General features: G+C 42.8%; 13 protein-coding genes. All 13 read right to left on the reverse strand.

What is annotated here, in order from left to right; all coding sequences use genetic code 11:
• Positions 1-5: 5 nt before the first annotated feature.
• Positions 6-944: an ABC transporter permease gene (locus tag HEMROJRC1_RS02275; protein WP_226691432.1), complete on the reverse strand. Its 939-nt coding sequence runs from the start codon at positions 942-944 to the stop codon at positions 6-8.
• 9 nt (positions 945-953) lie between these two features.
• A complete protein-coding gene (locus HEMROJRC1_RS02280) occupies positions 954-1,907 on the reverse strand; it encodes an ABC transporter permease (protein ID WP_226691433.1) in 954 nt (317 codons plus the stop codon).
• A complete protein-coding gene (locus tag HEMROJRC1_RS02285) occupies positions 1,891-3,381 on the reverse strand; it encodes a sugar ABC transporter ATP-binding protein (protein ID WP_226691434.1) in 1,491 nt (496 codons plus the stop codon). Before HEMROJRC1_RS02285 ends, HEMROJRC1_RS02280 begins: the two co-directional genes overlap by 17 nt.
• Positions 3,382-3,441: 60 nt before the next feature.
• A complete protein-coding gene (locus tag HEMROJRC1_RS02290; protein WP_226691435.1) occupies positions 3,442-4,416 on the reverse strand; it encodes a substrate-binding domain-containing protein in 975 nt (324 codons plus the stop codon).
• A gap of 158 nt (positions 4,417-4,574) precedes the next feature.
• A complete protein-coding gene (gene araC, locus HEMROJRC1_RS02295; protein WP_226691436.1) occupies positions 4,575-5,420 on the reverse strand; it encodes an arabinose operon transcriptional regulator AraC in 846 nt (281 codons plus the stop codon).
• Positions 5,421-5,458: 38 nt separating this feature from the next.
• On the reverse strand, positions 5,459-6,112 hold the full coding sequence (locus tag HEMROJRC1_RS02300; RefSeq protein ID WP_226691437.1) for a hypothetical protein: 654 nt from the start codon (positions 6,110-6,112) through the stop codon (positions 5,459-5,461).
• A gap of 158 nt (positions 6,113-6,270) precedes the next feature.
• Entirely contained in the window at positions 6,271-7,524 is a 1,254-nt protein-coding gene (proA, locus tag HEMROJRC1_RS02305; RefSeq protein ID WP_226691438.1) for a glutamate-5-semialdehyde dehydrogenase, read from the reverse strand.
• A gap of 253 nt (positions 7,525-7,777) precedes the next feature.
• A complete protein-coding gene (dnaX, locus tag HEMROJRC1_RS02310; RefSeq protein WP_226691439.1) occupies positions 7,778-9,850 on the reverse strand; it encodes a DNA polymerase III subunit gamma/tau in 2,073 nt (690 codons plus the stop codon).
• A 9-nt stretch (positions 9,851-9,859) separates the two neighbouring features.
• Complete coding sequence (gene apt / locus HEMROJRC1_RS02315; protein ID WP_226691440.1) at positions 9,860-10,402, reverse strand: adenine phosphoribosyltransferase; 543 nt, start codon at positions 10,400-10,402, stop codon at positions 9,860-9,862.
• 274 nt (positions 10,403-10,676) lie between these two features.
• Positions 10,677-20,168, reverse strand: a complete 9,492-nt coding sequence (locus HEMROJRC1_RS02320; RefSeq protein WP_226691441.1) for a calcium-binding protein — start codon at positions 20,166-20,168, stop codon at positions 10,677-10,679.
• Positions 20,169-20,186: 18 nt separating this feature from the next.
• Positions 20,187-21,062 (reverse strand): OmpA family protein, encoded by an 876-nt coding sequence (locus tag HEMROJRC1_RS02325; protein ID WP_226691442.1) that lies wholly within the window; start codon positions 21,060-21,062, stop codon positions 20,187-20,189.
• A 211-nt stretch (positions 21,063-21,273) separates the two neighbouring features.
• Positions 21,274-21,609 carry a hypothetical protein gene (locus tag HEMROJRC1_RS02330; protein WP_226691443.1) on the reverse strand — a complete coding sequence of 112 codons (336 nt, stop codon included), beginning with the start codon at positions 21,607-21,609 and terminating at the stop codon, positions 21,274-21,276.
• 124 nt (positions 21,610-21,733) lie between these two features.
• Positions 21,734-22,276: an NlpC/P60 family protein gene (locus HEMROJRC1_RS02335; protein ID WP_226691444.1), complete on the reverse strand. Its 543-nt coding sequence runs from the start codon at positions 22,274-22,276 to the stop codon at positions 21,734-21,736.
• Positions 22,277-22,296: the final 20 nt, after the last annotated feature.

A 22,296-nucleotide genomic window follows, 5' to 3' on the forward strand; every position in this document is an offset into this window, starting at 1 on the left:
ACTTCCTATTTTAATAAACGATATTTTTGTAAAAAGATAAATAAAATCAATAAACCGCCCCATAGTATCATTGTCATATAGCTACTGACGCCTAGCATATTTAAGCCGCTTTCAATAATCTGTAACAATACCAATGCGATTAATATACCAACTAATTTACCTTTACCTCCATCAGGATCTACCCCGCCAAGTACCGCCGCTAAAATAGAAATAAGTAAATAAGAATCGCCATAAGATGCTTTTGCCGAATTGAGTTTTGACATCATTAAAATAGCGGCAAAAATACATAATAATGAGGAAATAATATAAACACTCATAATCACTTTTGAAGTATTGATACCGGAATAAAATGTCGCTTTTTCATTATTTCCAATAAAATAAACCGCTTTACCTAAAGTTGTTTTTTCCAATATAAACCAAATAAATAATGCTAATATCAAAAAGATAATCAATGGAATCGGTATAAAAAACAAATTACCAGAACTAATCTCAAGAAAACCGCTAGGAAAATTGGCAATAGTTGTTCCATTCGTTAATAAAATATTTAAACCGTTAATTAATGTCATTGTTCCCAATGTCGCAAGTATCGGCGAAACACGAATTATCGAAATAAGTCCGCCATTAACCAATCCGATAAAGACCGCACATAAAATACTTAACCCAATGCCTATTACCCAATAACTCAGACTATCTTGTTTCATAAAATAAGCAATAATTAAAGCACAGGCATTCATTGTTGCAATAATGGATAAATTAATCCCCCCGGTTAACATCGTTATCGCCATTGCTAATGTTAAAATACCTAAGATAGCAATTTGTGATGCCATAGACTGGAAATTATCAATTGACCAGAACACATCGGGAATTAAGAGGCTAAATATTGAAATAGCCAATAAAAATAATGAGCAGAGATATTTTATTGTATTATTAGAATGTTGTTTCATCTATTCCCCCTATTTATTCCGATACTGAGAAAATGCGGTAATACTAATACTCCAAATGATAATACAGCCGGTAACAACCATTTGCCAATAAGAAGATATATTCAATAAATTAAGCCCATTCTGAATTAACGCTAATAATATTACACCCATGATTGTGCCGGATAACGTTCCCTTTCCGCCGGATAAATTAGTTCCCCCTAATACTACAGCAGCTAAAACCGTTAATTCATAGCCCAATAAAGAATCCGGGGCAACCGATTGTACCGTATAAGATTGCACGACACCGGCAAGTCCCGACATTAATCCCATATATCCATATACAAAAAGATGTAAACGAAATAGATTAAATCCGATTCTTGATGCGGCCTCTTTATTTCCTCCCAATGCATAAATTTTTCTTCCAATAGTGAGTTTATTCGTAATTATTGCTGTTAATAACACTGCCACTAATGCGACCATTACCTGAAAAGACAAACCGTATTCCACACCGTCAGAACTAAGTTGTTTAAAAATGATGAGTTCTTGTTGAAACCAGTCCGGAAAATCATATAACCAAGTTCCTTTTGTAATATATAATAATCCGCCATAGAAAATATTTAATGTTGAAATTGTGATAATAATAGACGGAACATTTAGCTTATAAACAATCACAGCATTAATCATTCCTAACAATATGCCGACAATAATTGAGATAGTGAATACACCTATTAAACCCACATCATATTGTTGAATAATAGAAATCATGACATATTGTGCAATAATCGTCATTGCCGGAAAGGAGATATCAATCCCTCCGGAAATTAATACCACAAATAACCCACAAGCTAAAATCATTAATAGGGAATAGTTATTGAGCACATCATAAATATTTTCGATAGATAAAAAATGTTGTGTGAATATACTTAAAAACACGCCTAAAATAATGAGTGTTATAAATAATATTCGGTTATTCTGATTTTTCATACACAAGCTCCTCAATTTCCTGTTCGGTACAACTTGAAGGTATAAACTCAGCGGCAATAGTGCCTTTTTTCATCACTAATATTCGATGGCTATAATAATAGGCTTCTTCAATTTCATCGGTTACAAAAATGACAGAAATACCTTTCTTGGCAAGTGAATGAACTATTTGGAAAATTCCTTCTTTATTTGCAATATCAACACCAATGGTGGGAGAATCCAGAATCATAATTTGTGGATCGCCGGCTAACCACTTAGCAATCGAAACCCGTTGTGCATTACCACCTGATAATGTATTAACAGGTAAATCAAGATCCGCTGCTTTTATTTTTAAGGCATCGATCAATGTAGAACTCAACTGTCGTGCTTTTTTCCCCGACATAACCCCGGCAGAATTTGCAATATTCTTAAATACCGTTGAAATCATATTGTGGTGAATAGATTCCTGCATAATCAGCCCGATATTCATTCGATCTTCAGAAACATAGGCAATTCCCTTTCCTATTGCCTCCCGATTTGAATGGAGTGTAATCTTCTTTCCGTTTAAATAAATTTCACCGCTTGTCGGTTGAGTAATGCCGAATAAACTTAAGCATAATTCTGTTCTCCCTGCGCCCAATAAACCCACTAATGAGAGAATTTCACCTTTTCTAAGGGCAAAATTGATATGTTGATATTGCTGATTCAAACAGAGGTCTTTCACTTCAAGCACCGTCGGGATTTGTGAAAAATCCGCCAAATTTAACCGCTCTTTATTAATTTCTATTCCCGTCATAAGAAAAGCTAAGTGTTTTTCAGTCATTCCTTTAATAGGATATTTCCCGATCATATTGCCGTCTTTGAGTACCAATACCGTGTCAGAGACCTTCATCACTTCTTTCAACCGATGGCTCACAAAAATAATGCTAATCCCCTTACTTTTTAAGTGAACGACAATATTTAGTAGATGATTTACCTCCTTTGCCGTCAAAGATGCTGTGGGTTCATCCATAATGAGTAGTTTTGCGTTTTGAGCCAATGCCCGACAAATCGCAACCAACTGCTGTTTAGCGACTGATAAATTTTCGACTATATCGTCCAAATTTAGATCTGCATTGATACGGTCAATCGCTTGTTTCGCAATCAGATAAACCCTTTTTTGATCTACCCAACCAAAGCGGCGATAATCCCCCATTGCAATATTTTCGGCAACGGTCAAATTTGGAAATAATGATAAATCCTGATAAATGACTTGAATGCCCCTAGCAACGGATTCTTCGGGCGTTAGTTTTTGATAAGGGATTGCACCAATGATAATTTCCGCCCCGCTATCCGGTTGGTAAACACCGGATAAAATTTTAATCAAGGTGGATTTACCACAGCCATTTTGACCGGCGATACAAAGCGCTTCGCCATAATTGAGAGAAAGCTCCACCTGATTTAAGGCTTTGACACCATTGAAGGTTTTATTGATATTTCGCATTGAAATAAAAGGCATAGCACCTCCGAAAATAGAATAGTGGCATATGGGTTCATACAGAACCCATATTGATGAGTATTAATAGAGGCTATCAATATTTTCTTTAGTAACTTTAAGCACGTTATGGAATTGGAGTAATTTTTTCTCCCTATCTACTTTCGCTTTACCGATATTCGGAATCACTAAACCTTCTTCAATTTTTTCGTCGTTTAACACTTTTGCAGCAACGCTAGCCAAAGCATAGCCTGCATTGGCAGGATCATAGGTAATACCCATTGTAATATTACCGCTTTTAATTAAAGAAGCAGCCTGTGAAGGAATCATCATTCCGAATACATTCAATTTACCTTTTAAACGTTTTTCCTTAACCGCCAAACCGGCACCAATAGGGCCTTGAGAGCCAAAAGAGACCACCGCTTTCAAATCTGAATGAGCTTTAACTAAATCAATCGTAGTTCTTCGGGCATCATTAATATTTTCGGCGACAGGCATTCGACTGGTAACTTCAAACATATCGGGATAGTGTTCTTTTTGGTATTTCACAAAAAGATCCGCCCATAAATTATGTTGAGGAACCGTCAAACTCCCGACATAAATCACATAACCGCCCTTTCCTCCCAAGGCTTTTGCCACTTCTTCCACATAATCTGCAGCAAACCGAGCATTATCAATGATTTCTATATCCCAATCTGCACTAGGTTGCCCTACCGACTCATTGGTTAAAACAACAATGCCATTTTGCTTAGCTTTTTTTAACACGGGTTCTAAAGCACTCGCATCATTAGGTACAATCGAAATGGCACTCACTTTTTTGGCGATTAAATCCTCAATTAATTTAACCTGCTGCGGCGCATCCGTATTCGACGGCCCAACCTGATAGGCATTGATATTATTGTCTTTGCCTGCTTGAATAACACCTTCCGCCATACGATTAAACCAAGGCATACCGTCAATCTTAGAAATATTGACAATATCTCCGGCGAGTGCCGAACCGCAGAAAATCAAACTAAAAAGACCGGAAAGTAAAAAACCTTTAACTTTTTGCGTTTTCATAAGATTATCCTCATAAAAAATAGATGATAGTTCTCACCTTAATTTAATTCACTATAATTAAGGCTGAAGAAATCTTAACGCTTTCATCATAAAAAAATAGGTAACTTTCCGTTAAGGATATGGAAAAATCCGCTATGAAAAATGAAATGAGATCCCGATCACATTTCGGATTTACGATTTTGTTCGCTTGCTCTGAATTGAGAAGGAGAAAGAGCGGTATGTTTTTTGAAAATTTTTGAAAAGTAGAGAGAATCCTCATAACCTAAGGATTTAGCGATTTTATGTATCGGTAAATTAGAAAAATAAAGGAGTTTTTTCGCTTCACTGATGCGCTGTTGTTCCCGCCATTGAATTAAACCGATCCCCAGAGAAGATTTAAATAAATGTGAAAGACGCGATTCGGATAAAAATACTTTTTGAGCAAAAAAACCTACACTCCTATCCTGAGATAAATCTTCTAAGATTAAATCACAAACCATTAATATTCTGCTATCAATAGGGGATAGCTCTTTCAGGTTTTCCATTGCGACACATTTCATCAACAAATATTCCAATAATCCGGAAGCAATTTCTTGTTTTAATATGTCATTAAATTCCAGTTCATGGGCGATCTTCGTGAAAAGTTGGCTGATTTCTTGAAAATGTCTCATTTCATCAACAAAGAGGTGACCTATATTTTCACGCTTATTTGCCCAATTAAGCCATTTCAACCACGTGGGTTTAGGATGAAAATAAATCCATTTAAAATGCCAATATTGTGATTCCGGCTGCCGATAATAATGGTGTAGGGTATTAGGTTGAAAAAGTAGTATTTGCCCTCGTTGCACAGAGAAAAAATGCTTACCATCAAACACACAGCCTTTACCAAAAGTGGTTAATTGAAGCATATAGCCTTTCATTCCTTCCGGAAATTCAACGGCAAAGTCCAAGTAATTTCCTTTTTCAATTTGAGTAATACCCGACAACACACCTAATTCGGCTAAATCAATCTCATTGATTCTCATGCTCCAACCTTTTACATATTGGCTATATATCAAAAGCGTTATTGTACCGATAACATTGGATAAGCCTTGATGAAATCAGGGAGGCGATAGGCTTTGTTGAAAATTAACGTGTAATTGCTGCGATCATTATTTACCGAAACGGTTTCCGGAATGGGTTCATCTAATCCAAAACGCCACGGATAATTACCTATACGGGTGATTAAATACTCATTACTCACTTCAAAAGGCCCTTCGTAAGTTTTGCCGTCAATCGTGACGATTTTATACTCTATCGGTAAATTTACCGAACCATAAACGGTTTTCCAAAAGAAATAAGGCGAAGCGGTCGGATTCAAAATTGAGCGATTTGTCCCCTCTTTTTGTTCAAGTTCAATTATCTTGCCATCTGCAAGTTGTAATTTGTGATTCCCCGGTTCTAGTATTACTTTTTGCGTTTGATGGGCTGCAAGGGTAATTTCTTTATCATCTAGTTTGAAGCTAATCGCCTGATCGGTCGGATTATCCGCATACACAATATTTTTGTCATACCAAGCAACCAAATCTTCCGCTTCAAAAGGAAAATATTTTGCAACTATATCGACCACAAAATTTCGTTTGCCATCATCCGCATTATCAGCCGTTGCTGACGTTTGCATAAAAGCAATCCCCACTAAAGCAGCAATAATGATAAATAAAGAAAGTAGTTTTTTCATAAAATTCTCCTAAAAGTAACCGCATTTTATTACATTATTATGTAGGGTGTCGTTAGGCGAAGCCGTAACGCACCAATAGAGGGTTTAATGAATGGTGCGTTACGCAAAGCTCAACGCTCCCTCCCCAAATAAATTATGCACTCACCAATATTATATCGTTATTTTCTTACGGTATAATCGCCCTCACACACCCATTTATAGGTGGTAAGCGCTTCCAATCCCATCGGGCCGCGTGCATGAAGTTTTTGCGTACTCACCGCAACTTCAGCACCTAAACCGAATTGTCCGCCATCGGTAAAGCGCGTACTGGCGTTTACATAAATCGCTGCCGCATCCACTTGATTTACAAATTGACGGGCTAAGGTTTGCGAAGCGGTTAAAATACTTTCGGAATGCTGAGTACCATATTCACGAATGTGCGCAATCGCTGCGTGAATATCTTCCACAATCACCACATTCAAATCAAGCGATCCCCATTCCTCGCCTAATTGCCGTTCGGTTACCTCGCTCACCACCGCCCCTGCTTGTTTTAAGATGTCAAGTGCGGTTGATTTTGCGTGATATTTCACGTTTTTCGGCGCAAGGTGCGCAGCCAATTTAGGCAGGAATGTTTCCGCAATCGTTCGTTGCACTAATAAGGTTTCCAATGTATTACAAGTGCTTGGGCGTTGGGTTTTCGCATTGTCGATCACCAAAAGCGCCTGATTTTGATCCGCACTTTGTTCTACAAAGGTATGACAAACACCTACTCCGCCGATAATCACCGGAATAGTGGAATGTTGTTTACAAAGTTCATGCAAACCTGCACCACCACGCGGAATTATCATATCCACATAGCGATCCAGTTTTAATAATTGCATAACAAGATCCCTATTCGGATCGGTAATGGCTTGTACGGCAAATTTTGGTAAGCCCGCCAGCTCCAAGGCATTTTGCACCACATCTACTAAAATTTTATTAGAACATCGGGTTTCTTTACCGCCACGTAAAATCACCGCATTACCGGTTTTTAAACAAAGGCTCGCCACATCAATGGTCACATTCGGACGTGCTTCATAAATCGTGCCGATCACTCCAATCGGTGTACGTACACGCTCAATTTTCAACCCGCTATCCAACGTACCACCGTCCATAATCTTACCTACGGGATCAGCAAGAGAAATTACATGACGAACATCATCAGCAATACCTTGCAAACGTTCAGGCGTAAGCAAAAGGCGATCAATCAACGCCTCAGATAAGCCGTTTTGCTTTGCAAGTGCAATGTCTTTGGCATTTTCCTGCAAAATACGCTCTGCTTGTTGCTCCAACTGCTCCGCAATAATGTCCAAAGCACGGTTTTTTTGCGCCGTATTTAATTGTGCCAGAATAAATGCTGCTGCTTTGGCCTGTTTCCCTATTTGTTCTAACATACCTTTTTATCCGCCTTTATTTGTGAAAAAGAAATGCCACGTAGCTTATCGTAAAAATAAGGAAGGTGGAATGGTTAAGATCAAGGATTTAGAAAATCCTTTTAAAATGAAATGCGGTTATTTGCCTTAATAAGCAAAAGTGCGGTCAAAATCAAGGGTGTTTTAATAAGAATTTCAGGTCAGTGCCTCTGTTTTCAATGAGCTCTCTCGATGTTTTCTTGCGAAGAATAATATTATCTAAGGATAAAAACTTTTACACCGGACAAATGCTATCTATATCTAATTTCGCATCAAATTCTTTTTGTAAACGCTGCAATTTTTTATCTTGTTGTAAAGCGTTGCGTGCTTGTTCGCGTAATTCTTGGTAAACCTGTTTGCGAAGATCTATTGGTGTGATGATATTCCGATCATCCAATTGGATTTCAATGTTAATCGGGGTTTCATAAAGACGCTCAAGAGAGTCTGCCAATTCTTTTATGCTGCGGCTTTGGTGTAAATGATTTTTTTCAGAATGCAGCCCTAGGGTGATTTTATTTTCCGTTTTATCAAGTAAGAAGCTATTTAACGCCAATTCTTTAGAAAAACCGCTAATGCCGGAACGTTCAATAATATCCGTCCATTCATCACGTTCTTGTGTGATCGCAATAATGCGTGCGTTCAGCTCCGGTGTCATTTCATTTAAGATGGCTTGTTTAATGTCGGAAGGGCGAACCGCTTGTTCTACTTTTGCAAGTTCAGGATTACTCCATTCCCAGCGATAGGTTTCCGCATCTAAGATTTCCTGATCTTCTTGTTCCCGTTCAGAATTGTCCTCCATTGTATTCTCTAGGGTTTGGATATTTTGCGATTCCAGCGATGCTATTTGCGTTGCGGTTGAAGCGGTTTTCTTCGGTGGAGTCATTTCACGCACGGGAAGTGCGGTCATTTTTCGCTGAGTTTTTTGTTCGTCTAATTCTTGTACCCGATGCAATGCCTCCGCCACTGCATTATTTACTTCTTGTTGATGGGCTTGACGTTCGCTCGCTTCAATTTGATTAAGCTGTTTTAAGGCATCTAAAGCTGCGAACCCGGCAAGATTGAGATCTTGATTTTTGGAAGAAATAGAGTGAGCAGACTTCGCCCCGTAAGTGGATTTGATATTTTGCGACAACACCGGCACATCAACATAATTGCCTTGATTTTCGACCGCACTTTTTTCCGTGCGTGATGGATTTTCAGCGATATTCGTCTTTGGTGCTGCCGTAAGGAACTTTGGGTGAAACGCCAATGCCCTCAATAATGTCATTTCTGCGCCCGTACGGTAATTTGGTGCGGCACTCAATTCTTTTCTGCCGGCAACAATCACCTGATAGAAGAATTGCACATCTTCCGGTGCGATATGTTTTGCAAGAAATGTTAAATGTTCATTTTCACTGCCGGTATTTTTCGGCAACAATTGCATTAAGGCGATTTGATGGAGTTTTTCCGCGACTTCCGATAGTAATTCGTCCCAATCACCGGCTTTTTCAGATACGTTTTGAAGAGTTTTCATCAAGCGTTCACCGTTGCCTTGATGTAGTGCATAGATGATCTCAATGGCATGACTATCATCCAGTAAACCTAACATTGCATTGACAACATTCATTGTGACTTGACGATCCCCCATCGCAATGGCTTGATCCGTTAAACTTAAACTATCACGAAGACTGCCTTGTGCCGCTTTGGCTAATTTATCTAACGCCAAAGGTTCAAAATCAATGTTTTCTTGGGTGAGAATATGGGCAAGATGTTGTGAAATTTGCGCTTCATCTAGGGCTTTAAGATGAAATTGCATACAACGGGATAAAATCGTAACCGGCAATTTTTGCGGATCAGTGGTGGCAAGCAAAAATTTGACGTATTCCGGCGGTTCTTCCAAGGTTTTAAGTAACGCATTAAAAGAATGGCGCGATAACATATGCACTTCATCAATTAAATACACTTTAAAACGCCCTACTACCGGCTTGTACTGTACGTTATCCAACAGCTCGCGCGTATCTTCCACTTTTGTGCGTGAAGCCGCATCAATCTCAATGAGATCAATAAACGAACCTTGCTCAATAGCTTTACAGTTTTCACACTCACCGCAAGGATGATCCGTAATGCCGTTTTTAATACAATTCAAACCTTTGGCAAATAAGCGTGCAATGGAGGTTTTCCCCACACCGCGCGTACCGGAAAATAGATAAGCGTGATGCAACCGTTGTGCTTTTAAGCCATTAGAAAGTGCGGCGAGAATATGTCCTTGCCCCACCACATTTTCAAAGGTTTGAGGTCGCCATTTTCGGGCTAAAACTTGGTAGCTCATTTACTGTTATTAATGACCTTCAAAATTAACTAAAGTATAACAATTCACACCGAGATCGGTTAAACGTTTTTCTCCACCGAGTTCAGGCAAATTAATCACAAATGCGGCATGATTCACTTTTCCGCCTAAACGTTCAACCAATTTTACGGTTGCTTCAACCGTGCCGCCGGTTGCCAATAAATCATCAATGATTAAGACATTATCACCGGAAGAAATTGCATCTGTATGCATTTCCAGCGTGTCTTCACCGTATTCTAATTGATACGATTGAGAAATGGTTTCACGTGGTAATTTTTTCGGTTTACGCACTAATTCAAAAGGCAATCCCAAAGCAAGGGCAACCGGTGCGCCAAAAATAAAACCGCGAGATTCCGTGCCAAGCACTTTGGTGATATTTTTATCACGGTGCTGCTCCACAATCAAATCAACCGCCGCTTTAAACGCCGCCGGCACTTCTAACAAGGTGGTGATATCTCGGAAAATAATCCCTTCTTTCGGGTAATTAGGAATAGATTTAATAGAAGATTTAATAAGTTCAAGTTGTGTATTCATAAATTAGCTCAACAACCAAAGGCAAAATCAAGATTTTTTAGAGTGGCATTCTATCACAAAATAAGAGGGAAAATGGAAGATTCTGAGGGGGAAAATTGTGATGGGGATTTTTGCTGATCCCTATAACTTGAAAAAAGAATCAAAAGCTATACGGGGACCCCTTGCTAAGCATCTTTATAGACCAAAAAACTTAACAAATTGACCGCACTTTAAGTAAAAAAATCCCCTAAGGAGAACCTTAGGGGATTTGGTTTAACAAATATTAAGTGAAAAATTAGATAATGCTTATACCTTGTTGGATATAAACGATTTCATCATTTACTTCGCCAGTTTTACCGTAGTAAGTATATTTATCATACACTACACCGTCTTTTACGATATCGGTTCCGGTTTTTTGCCATACGTTCCAGTTTGCTTGTGCTGGAAGTCCACTATCTTTAAACTCGGTAAGACCATTGCTACCAACCTTGGCTGTATTGCCGTTATTCCCGAAGTCAACGGTATCACCGGCATCACCTTTAATATAAAGCTCAGTAATGTTATCACCGGTACGTTGTAAATCCGCTAACGTCAAGGCAACTTTCTGATTACCTGTACCGCCGGTGACTGCACGCATATCAATGGTTTCAAAGTTCAATACTTGGCTCATATCAAGTTTGAGATCAGCACCTTGTAAGAAGAAAGTATCATTACCCTCACCACCATCAATCGCACCATAACCGGTATTGATCTGTTTACCAGTTACAGTAACGCTGTCATCACCGCCCCCCATGTTAATCTTGACATTGTCAGCTGCTGATTTCGCAATAGTGTTAACGATTAAGTCGTCATTTCCATCACCAAAATTGAAGGTTCCGCCTTTCAACCAAGATTTAATACTGACAGTATCTCGCCCACTTCCGAAAGTAAACGTTCCATCAGTATCAATATCTCTACCAACTTCTACAAGGTTGTCACCATCACCTAAATTAAAGGTTTGTTTTTGACCTGCAATAGTACTAATACTTCCTTTAACAGAAATAATGTCATCTCCGGCTCCTGAGGTGAAAGTGGTTGCTTTTACAAGATCTGTTCCACCGGATGCACCGAAACCGACACGCAATTCGTTGTTACCCTCACCTAAATCAATAGTTTTAGCACCATCATAAGTACCGTCAACTTGAACGGAGTCATTACCTGCACCACCATAGATTTTAGAAGTAGAAGCATTAACGACATTGCCACCAACGTAAAGAATGTTAGTATCTCCGGCTTTATCATCAGCTTGACCTAAATCAAAGGTATAACCACCAATCACTAAGCCATTAGCAATAGAGATTCGGTCATTACCAGCCCCCATTGTAATTTTACCATTATGCATTGATTGAGCAGTACCACGGAATTGCACGCTATCATCTCCCGTACCGGTATCAAGATTAAATTGATCATTACCAACAGCACCAAATGATCCGTTATATATGCCCATATTTCCAAATGGCTTATAGTCTAAACCAACAATAATCGTATCATTGCCATCTGTGGTGACGAATCCTCCATTATCTCCTGTTGTGGTAAGTTGTCTTAGATTACCTAATCCTGATGATGTAGAATCATCAAAACCACCATCCTGTGCTATCGCATATTTCTTACTTGGATCTGGACCAATTTCCTTATTCATATTGGTAAATAAATTACGCAATACACTTACTTTACTTTCAGAAATGTTACCTGCCGCATCCGTAACACGCAATTCTAATGCACCCGCTTTAAAACGGTTGAAATTAGTTAATTGCAATGCGTATTTACCATCTCCATTAGCAGTTACTTTTTCCCAATTGCTAGTGCCTGAACCCGTTGCATAGCGATACTCAACGGTGGCCCCCACTTCGGATAAGCCGGTCGGTGCAAAAACAACTTCACCGCTAGTAATGTCAAATTTTTCAACAGACATTTGCTCGACTAAAGAGTCCAAACGGAAATCAAATGTACCTTTGCCACCCGTTGATAGTTCATCACCGTTTTTATCTTCAACGACGACTTTGTAGCGATAGCCTTGGCTATAAGTATCCGTTAGAACGTTGTCGCCTTTCGGTGTCATGGTATAAGTTAATCCATCTGAAGATACCGTCATATCACCGGTTACATCGGTTTTACCAAATTCGGTTTGAGCTGCATTAACATCAGAACTATCAGATAAAGTATAACGATAAACTTTCACAGTTTGTCCTGAAGTTGGAGCTTTATCAAGCGTAAATTCCAACACTGCGGCTTTATCATTGGTTAAGCCTGTGGCCAAGCTGGTCGCTTGAGATAAATCTGCTGCATTAGCCACATCACCAACATATTTCGCATCACCATCTTGGTAAAAATCACTATACTGATAAGTACCATCCACAAGCGGTTCATCGGTTAAATTATCTTTCAATTTAATTGATGTTACTTGAGGAGTTGATGCAGTGTAATCAATATCTTCTGCCGCAACGTTCGCTGCCGAAGAACCGGCTGCTTTTACTTCATATTCTTTAGTTGAAGAATAATTCGTAACTTCACCCGCACCAACATTAACAGACCAACTACCATCAGCCCCAACAGCAACTGTTTTCGTTACTATCGCAGCAGCCCCCTTTTCAGCGATTGTAACAGTAATATCACCGCTGATATCTTTACTTGTACCGCGGATAATAAAGCCTGCGGCTGCTTCTGCAGGGCTAATTTGCGCATAAACATCTCCAGCCCCTGTGCCATCATCAGTAACATTAGCACCTTGACTATCGCCTGCAATTTCAGTGATGTCGATGGTTGGTTTATTTTCTACCGGATTATTTTCTGCAGTAGCTGTATCTTCCGCCGTATTACCCGCCGGATCTTTCGCTGTTGCCGTTACTTCCGAACCGTCTTTCACTTCTGTCGCCGGAATCGTGACTTTACCCGTAGCTGGGTCAACTACAACATTCGCCGGTTTATCATCCGATACCCAGTTGCCGTTGTCATCTTTCTTCACTGTGAATTCTTTCTCCGGACTACCATCTTCCGGTTGGTATTTAATGGTTACCGGGTCGTCACCTTTCGGCTCTACCGTGACCGAACCATCCGTTTGCGCTTCCGCATCCGGCGCTGTCGGGGCGGTTTGATCTACCTTGAATGGGACTTCCGCACTTTCTTTACTGGATTGCCCTTCCGGCGTCGTCACTTTTGCAGTCACTTTGTAATCACCATCTGTTGCAACCTCGGCTGTAGGGATTGTTACCGATACTTTACCTGCGGTTTCTTCATCAGAGGTTACTGTATGGGTTACCGGTGTTGTTGAACCGTCCGGTTTCGTTACCGTGACTGTAACCGTATCACCTGCTTTGGTATTTTTCGGTAAGGTCACTTCCGCCGGTACGCCGCCATCAGACTCCGCTTCACCTTTGTTAATGAAACCATCTGTCGCTTCCGGAACCGTTACTTTCGGTGCACCTTTTTCTGTAGTGTTGTCGTTGTCATCATCGTCCGCATCACCGTCTCCGTCTACATCGCCCGGTACTCGTGGAGTGCTTGGGTTGTTGCCTGCGTTCGCCGTATCTTTCGACTCATTACCCGCCGGATCTTTCGCCGTTGCCGTTACTTCCGAACCGTCTTTCACTTCCGTTGCCGGAATCGTGACTTTACCCGTAGCCGGGTCAATCACAACATTTTCAGGTTTATCCTCTGATACCCAGTTGTCACCATCTTTCTTCACTGTGAATTCTTTCTCCGGACTACCATCTTCCGGTTGGTATTTAATGGTTACCGGGTCGTCACCTTTCGGCTCTACCGTGACCGAACCATCCGTTTGTGCTTCCGCATCCGGCGCTGTCGGGGCGGTTTGATCTACCTTGAATGGAACTTCCGCACTTTCTTTGCTGGATTGCCCTTCCGGTGTCGTCACTTTTGCAGTCACTTTGTAATCACCATCTGTTGCAACATCGGCTGTAGGGATTGTCACCGATACTTTACCTGCGGTTTCTTCATCAGGCGTTACTACATGTGGGATTTCAACTGTTGTGTTATCCGGTTTCGTTACCGTGACTGTAACCGTATCACCTGCTTTGGTATTTTTCGGTAAGGTCACTTCCGCCGGTACGCCGCCATCAGACTCCGCTTCACCTTTGTTAATGAAACCATCTGTCGCTTCCGGAACCGTTACTTTCGGTGCACCTTTTTCTGTAGTGTTGTCGTTGTCATCATCGTCCGCATCACCGTCTCCGTCTACATCGCCCGGTACGCGTGGAGTGCTTGGGTTGTTGCCTGCGTTCGCCGTATCTTTCGACTCATTACCCGCCGGATCTTTCGCTGTTGCCGTCACTTCCGAACCGTCTTTCACTTCCGTTGCCGGAATCGTAACTTTACCCGTAGCCGGGTCAATCACAACATTTTCAGGTTTATCCTCTGATACCCAGTTGTCACCATCTTTCTTCACGGTGAACTCTTTTTCTTCACCTGTCGTTTCATCCGTGTATTTAATGGTAACCGGGTTCTCATCTTTCGGTACTACCGTGACCGAACCATCCGCTTGCGCTTCCGCATCCGGCGCTGTCGGGGCGGTTTGATCTACCTTGAATGGGACTTCCGCACTTTCTTTGCTGGATTGCCCTTCCGGTGTCGTCACTTTTGCAGTCACTTTGTAATCACCATCTGTTGCAACATCGGCCGTAGGGATTGTCACCGATACTTTACCTGCGGTTTCTTCATCAGGCGTTACTACATGTGGTATTTCAACTGTTGTGTTATCCGGTTTCGTTACCGTGACTGTAACCGTATCACCTGCTTTGGTATTTTTCGGTAAGGTCACTTCCGCCGGTACGCCGCCATCAGACTCTGCTTCATCTTTGTTAATGAAACCATCTGCCGCTTCCGGAACCGTTACTTTCGGTGCACCTTTTTCTGTAGTGTTGTCGTTGTCATCATCGTCCGCATCACCGTCTCCGTCTACATCGCCCGGTACGCGTGGAGTGCTTGGGTTGTTACCTGCGTTCGCCGTATCTTTCGACTCATTACCTGCCGGATCTTTCGCCGTTGCCGTTACTTCCGAACCGTCTTTCACTTCTGTCGCCGGAATCGTAACTTTACCCGTAGCCGGGTCAACTACAACATTCGCCGGTTTATCATCCGATACCCAGTTGCCGTTGTCATCTTTCTTCACGGTGAACTCTTTTTCTTCACCTGTCGTTTCATCCGTGTATTTAATGGTAACCGGATTCTCATCTTTCGGTACTACCGTGACCGAACCATCCGCTTGCGCTTCCGCATCCGGCGCTGTCGGGGCGGTTTGATCTACCTTGAATGGGACTTCCGCACTTTCTTTGCTGGATTGCCCTTCCGGTGTCGTCACTTTTGACGTCACTTTGTAATCGCCATCTGTTACAACATCGGCTGTCGGGATTGTCACCGACACTTTACCTGCGGTTTCTTCATCAGGGGTTACTGTATGGGTTACCGGTGTTGTTGAACCGTCCGGTTTCGTTACCGTGACTGTAACCGTATCACCTGCTTTGGTATTTTTCGGTAAGGTCACTTCCGCCGGTACGCCGCCATCAGACTCCGCTTCACCTTTGTTAATGAAACCATCTGCCGCTTCCGGAACCGTTACTTTCGGTGCACCTTTTTCTGTGGTGTTGTCGTTGTCATCATCGTCCGCATCACCGTCTCCGTCTACATCGCCCGGTACGCGTGGAGTGCTTGGGTTGTTACCTGCGTTCGCCGTATCTTTCGACTCATTACCCGCCGGATCTTTCGCCGTTGCCGTTACTTCCGAACCGTCTTTCACTTCCGTTGCCGGAATCGTGACTTTACCCGTAGCCGGGTCAACTACAACATTCGCCGGTTTATCATCCGATACCCAGTTGCCGTTGTCATCTTTCTTCACTGTGAATTCTTTCTCCGGACTACCATCTTCCGGTTGGTATTTAATGGTTACCGGGTCGTCACCTTTCGGCTCCACCGTGACCGAACCATCCGCTTGCGCTTCCGCATCCGGCGCTGTCGGGGCGGTTTGATCTACCTTGAATGGAACTTCCGCACTTTCTTTGCTGGATTGCCCTTCCGGTGTCGTCACTTTTGCAGTCACTTTGTAATCACCATCTGTTGCAACATCGGCTGTAGGGATTGTCACCGACACTTTACCTGCTCTTTCTTCATCAGGCGTTACTACATGTGGGATTTCAACTGTTGTGTTATCCGGTTTCGTTACCGTGACTGTAACCGTATCACCTGCTTTGGTATTTTTCGGTAAGGTCACTTCCGCCGGTACGCCGCCATCAGACTCCGCTTCACCTTTGTTAATGAAACCATCTGTCGCTTCCGGAACCGTTACTTTCGGTGCACCTTTTTCTGTGGTGTTGTCGTTGTCATCATCGTCTGCATCACCGTCTCCGTCTACATCGCCCGGTACGCGTGGAGTGCTTGGGTTGTTGCCTGCGTTCGCCGTATCTTTCGACTCATTACCCGCCGGATCTTTCGCTGTTGCCGTCACTTCCGAACCGTCTTTCACTTCTGTCGCCGGAATCGTAACTTTACCCGTAGCCGGGTCAACTACAACATTCGCCGGTTTATCATCCGATACCCAGTTGCCGTTGTCATCTTTCTTCACTGTGAATTCTTTCTCCGGACTACCATCTTCCGGTTGGTATTTAATGGTTACCGGGTCGTCACCTTTCGGCTCTACCGTGACCGAACCATCCGTTTGCGCTTCCGCATCCGGCGCTGTCGGGGCGGTTTGATCTACCTTGAATGGGACTTCCGCACTTTCTTTGCTGGATTGCCCTTCCGGCGTCGTCACTTTTGCAGTCACTTTGTAATCACCATCTGTTGCAACATCGGCTGTAGGGATTGTCACCGACACTTTACCTGCGGTTTCTTCATCAGGGGTTACTACATGTGAGACCTCAACTGTTGTGTTATCCGGTTTCGTTACCGTGACTGTAACCGTATCACCTGCTTTGGTATTTTTCGGTAAGGTCACTTCCGCCGGTACGCCGCCATCAGACTCCGCTTCACCTTTGTTAATGAAACCATCTGTCGCTTCCGGAATCGTCACTTTCGGTGCACCTTTTTCTGTGGTGTTGTCGTTGTCATCATCGTCCGCATCACCGTCTCCGTCTACATCGCCCGGTACGCGTGGAGTGCTTGGGTTGTTGCCTGCGTTCGCCGTATCTTTCGACTCATTACCCGCCGGATCTTTCGCTGTTGCCGTCACTTCCGAACCGTCTTTCACTTCTGTCGCCGGAATCGTAACTTTACCCGTAGCCGGGTCAACTACAACATTCGCCGGTTTATCATCCGATACCCAGTTGCCGTTGTCATCTTTCTTCACTGTGAATTCTTTCTCCGGACTACCATCTTCCGGTTGGTATTTAATGGTTACCGGGTCGTCACCTTTCGGCTCTACCGTGACCGAACCATCCGTTTGCGCTTCCGCATCCGGCGCTGTCGGGGCGGTTTGATCTACCTTGAATGGGACTTCCGCACTTTCTTTGCTGGATTGCCCTTCCGGCGTCGTCACTTTTGCAGTCACTTTGTAATCACCATCTGTTGCAACATCGGCTGTAGGGATTGTCACCGACACTTTACCTGCGGTTTCTTCATCAGGGGTTACTACATGTGAGACCTCAACTGTTGTGTTATCCGGTTTCGTTACCGTGACTGTAACCGTATCACCTGCTTTGGTATTTTTCGGTAAGGTCACTTCCGCCGGTACGCCGCCATCAGACTCCGCTTCACCTTTGTTAATGAAACCATCTGTCGCTTCCGGAATCGTCACTTTCGGTGCACCTTTTTCTGTGGTGTTGTCGTTGTCATCATCGTCCGCATCACCGTCTCCGTCTACATCGCCCGGTACGCGTGGAGTGCTTGGGTTGTTGCCTGCGTTCGCCGTATCTTTCGACTCATTACCCGCCGGATCTTTCGCTGTTGCCGTCACTTCCGAACCGTCTTTCACTTCTGTCGCCGGAATCGTAACTTTACCCGTAGCCGGGTCAACTACAACATTCGCCGGTTTATCATCCGATACCCAGTTGCCGTTGTCATCTTTCTTCACTGTGAATTCTTTCTCCGGACTACCATCTTCCGGTTGGTATTTAATGGTTACCGGGTCGTCACCTTTCGGCTCTACCGTGACCGAACCATCCGTTTGCGCTTCCGCATCCGGCGCTGTCGGGGCGGTTTGATCTACCTTGAATGGGACTTCCGCACTTTCTTTGCTGGATTGCCCTTCCGGCGTCGTCACTTTTGCAGTCACTTTGTAATCACCATCTGTTGCAACATCGGCTGTAGGGATTGTCACCGACACTTTACCTGCGGTTTCTTCATCAGGGGTTACTACATGTGAGACCTCAACTGTTGTGTTATCCGGTTTCGTTACCGTGACTGTAACCGTATCACCTGCTTTGGTATTTTTCGGTAAGGTCACTTCCGCCGGTACGCCGCCATCAGACTCCGCTTCACCTTTGTTAATGAAACCATCTGTCGCTTCCGGAAGCGTCACTTTCGGTGCACCTTTTTCTGTGGTGTTATCGTTGTCATCATCGTCCGTATCACCGTCTCCGTCTACATCGCCCGGTACGCGTGGAGTGCTTGGGTTATTACCTGCCGTTACCGTATCCGCATCCGCTTTGTTACCTTTTTCATCGGTACCCGTCGCTTCAACTTTCGAGTTATCTTTTACTTTATCAGCCGGAATAGTAAAGGTGCCATCCGGATTTACAACAACATTAGGATCAGTTGATGTCCAATTACCATCGCTATCTTTTTCAACTGTCGCGGTTTTCTCATTGCCGTCTTCATCAATGTATTTGATGTCAACTTTGGTATTGTCCGCTCCCGGTGTGACTTTTACCGAACCATCATCTTCTGCTTTTAATACAGGTTTATCTGCTTTTGTATCCTGCGGTTGTGGTTGTGGCTCCGGCTGCGGTTGTGGCTCCGGCTGCGGTTGTGGCTCCGGCTGCGGTTCGACAGGATTTGAACCGGCTGTTACTTCATCGCTTGCTTTATTTCCGGCATTGTCCGTCCCTTCAGCGGTGACTTTTGAACCATCTTTCACTTTATCTGCAGGAATAGTGAAAGTATCATCATTGACAATCACATTCGGATCATCCGATGTCCATTTACCATCGCTATCTTTTTTCACGATAGCGGTATGCTCCTTACCAGCTTCATCAGTATATTTAATCTCAACTGTGGTATTGTCCGCTCCCGGTGTGACTTTTACCGAACCGTCATTTTCCGCTTTTAATTTCGGGCTATCCGCTGTGGTGTCTTTATTTTCATTATTTTTGCTACCGCTTCCGCCACCATTGTTCGCCGCAATCGCAATGCCTGCTGCAAGGGGAACAAGCGCAAGTAACCACCATGGGTTAAATGCCCAAAATGCACCGGCTAAATCTTCACCGCCTAATGCTTGTGGTGCGGCAACTTCTTCCGCCAACATACTGACCGCTTCCGATTTTAAGCCCGATTCCGGTACGTAAGCGTAGATACCACCGTTTTCGTGTTGTCCGACAACTAGGTTCGTGGTCTCTTCGCTGTTTTCATCACCATAATAGTTTTTGATGATGACATCTTCGCTCATATCACCGTCTTCTAGGAAAATTTTCAGATCTTTTCCTTCACGTTTGGCTATGATATTTTGCGGTGCAAGACCGGTTTGATCGTTAATTAATTGGTAATTTGATTTATCTCTGGCTTCGATGATCAGTGCCTCACCCTGATTAATTTGATGGCTGGCAATCACTTTTTTCGCACTTAATACTTTTAATGTAGTTGACATAAGCTATTCTCTCTTCAATTATTTTTCACCGTAAACGGTAATCTCTACACGACGGTTAGGTAAATTACATTGATTTTTTGCCGCACCGGTTAATGCCGAACAATTCGTTACCACCGGTTCTTTTTTACCAAAGCCGATAGCTTTGACAGGTGCGCTAATACCGGCTTGTTGTAACTGTTGTTTCACGCTATTTGCACGTTTTTCAGATAGGGTTTGGTTGTAGCTGTCAGAACCTAAATTATCGGTGTGACCGCCAACCATAATGTGAGAAACCTTTAAGGTTTTTACTTGTTCTATAAAGTTTTCTAATTTTTCTCTGCCGGCCGGAAGAATATCGTTGTAACCGAATTTGTTGAAAGCAAATAAGGCGTTGCTATCTACTGCTATCGCTGCAATCACGACCGGTGGTTGGCAATTATTCGCCATTGGAACACGTGATAAGGTTTGGTTTTCTTTCGGTAAGTTTGCAATTTCTTGCTCGGCAACCGAAGGCTCTACTCGTTCTAAGTAAGGTTGTCCGTTAGCACTTTGCGACACTCTTACGTAAGCGATGTCGCCCACCGGTAAGGTGTAGCTTGCACCTTGGCTTCGATTTCCGAATTTTTGATTTGAACTAAAAGATGTACTAAATAAATGTTTATCCGCGCAAACAGCCACCGCACTATATGCTTTTGGAAGCAATGATGCTTGATAATCGCCATCAACATAGATATTGGTTGCCGCACCTTGAAAATCATCTTGACGATAAAAGACCGCTAAGGCTTGATTTTCCCCGAGTTGGGTTTCCAATTTCGTTTGACTAAAATTGCTCCATACTTCTAATGGTTGATTAGCATCACGGGCACAACCGCTTAGCGCTAATACAATACCGACTCCTAATAATGTTTTTTTCATACATAAACCTCTTTATTTTATGATTCAATCCGATACCGACTTCCCTTGTTATGTGAATAAAACCCGATAATAAGGAAAATTCGTATGTAAAAGATCTAATAAATATCAGTCACTTGAGTTTAATGAAAAACAAAAAAACCCAAGGTTAACGGTTTTTAATAAATAAAAACCGTTAACCTTGGGTTTTAGCTGATAAGAAGAAAGATTTACGCTATAACTGTGCTGTGCTGTGCTGTGCTGTGCTGTGCTGTGCTGTGCTGTGCTGTGCTGTGCTGTGCTGTGCTGTGCTGTGCTGTGCTGTGCTGTGCTGTGCTGTGCTGTGCTGTGCTGTGCTGTGCTGTGCTGTGCTGTGCTGTGCTGTGCTGTGCTGTGCTGTGCTGTGCTGTGCTGTGCTGTGCTGTGCTGTGCTGTGCTGTGCTGTGCTGTGCTGTGCTGTGCTGTGCTGTGCTGTGCTGTGCTGTGCTGTGCTGTGCTGTGCTGTGCTGTGCTGTGCTGTGCTGTGCTGTGCTGTGCTGTGCTGTGCTGTGCTCATCAGTGTATGTTTCATGTTCCTAAAATAAAAGCTTTTTTTAATATAACCGATAAGTAAAAAATACTTTCTTTTTAATAAACCTGAAAATAAGCTTTTCAGCTTTTTCAGTATCAAAATTTTTATAAAAAATGACCGCACTTTACATAATGCGACGGGATTGAGTATAGGTCCTTGCCCAATAGTTTTCGTTTAAAGAGCTAATGGTTACCCCTTGGCTTGAGCTGGCGTGCATAAATCGGTTGTTACCAATATAAACCCCCACATGGTTATTACCACGGAAGAACACCAAATCACCTTTCTTTAATTCTTGTTTGCCGATTTTACGTCCTAAATGCCGTTGTTCTGCTGTAGAACGCGGCAATTCAATACCATACGCCGACCAAAAGGCAGTTTGCATAAATGCCGAACAATCAATACCACGTTTATTGGTTCCGCCCATTCGATAACGCGTACCAACCCATTCATTGTAAACTCCGGCAAGTGCCTTATCACCGATTAAACCGCTTTGAGGGCGATTTGTCCGGAGTTTATGATGGTGATTAGGCTCCCCTCTTTCTAATTTGCTGCGGAATTCAACATCATCACTCTCTGAAATTCTGCCGTTTTGAGCATAATTCATATTACTTGAACAAGCAGTTGCGAGAGTTACCAATCCAACAATCATTAAAATTCGTTTTAACATATTGAAAATAAAAAAATACC

This window comes from Rodentibacter sp. JRC1, assembly GCF_020521555.1.
In the GTDB taxonomy this organism is placed as follows: Bacteria; Pseudomonadota; Gammaproteobacteria; order Enterobacterales; family Pasteurellaceae; genus Rodentibacter; species Rodentibacter abscessus.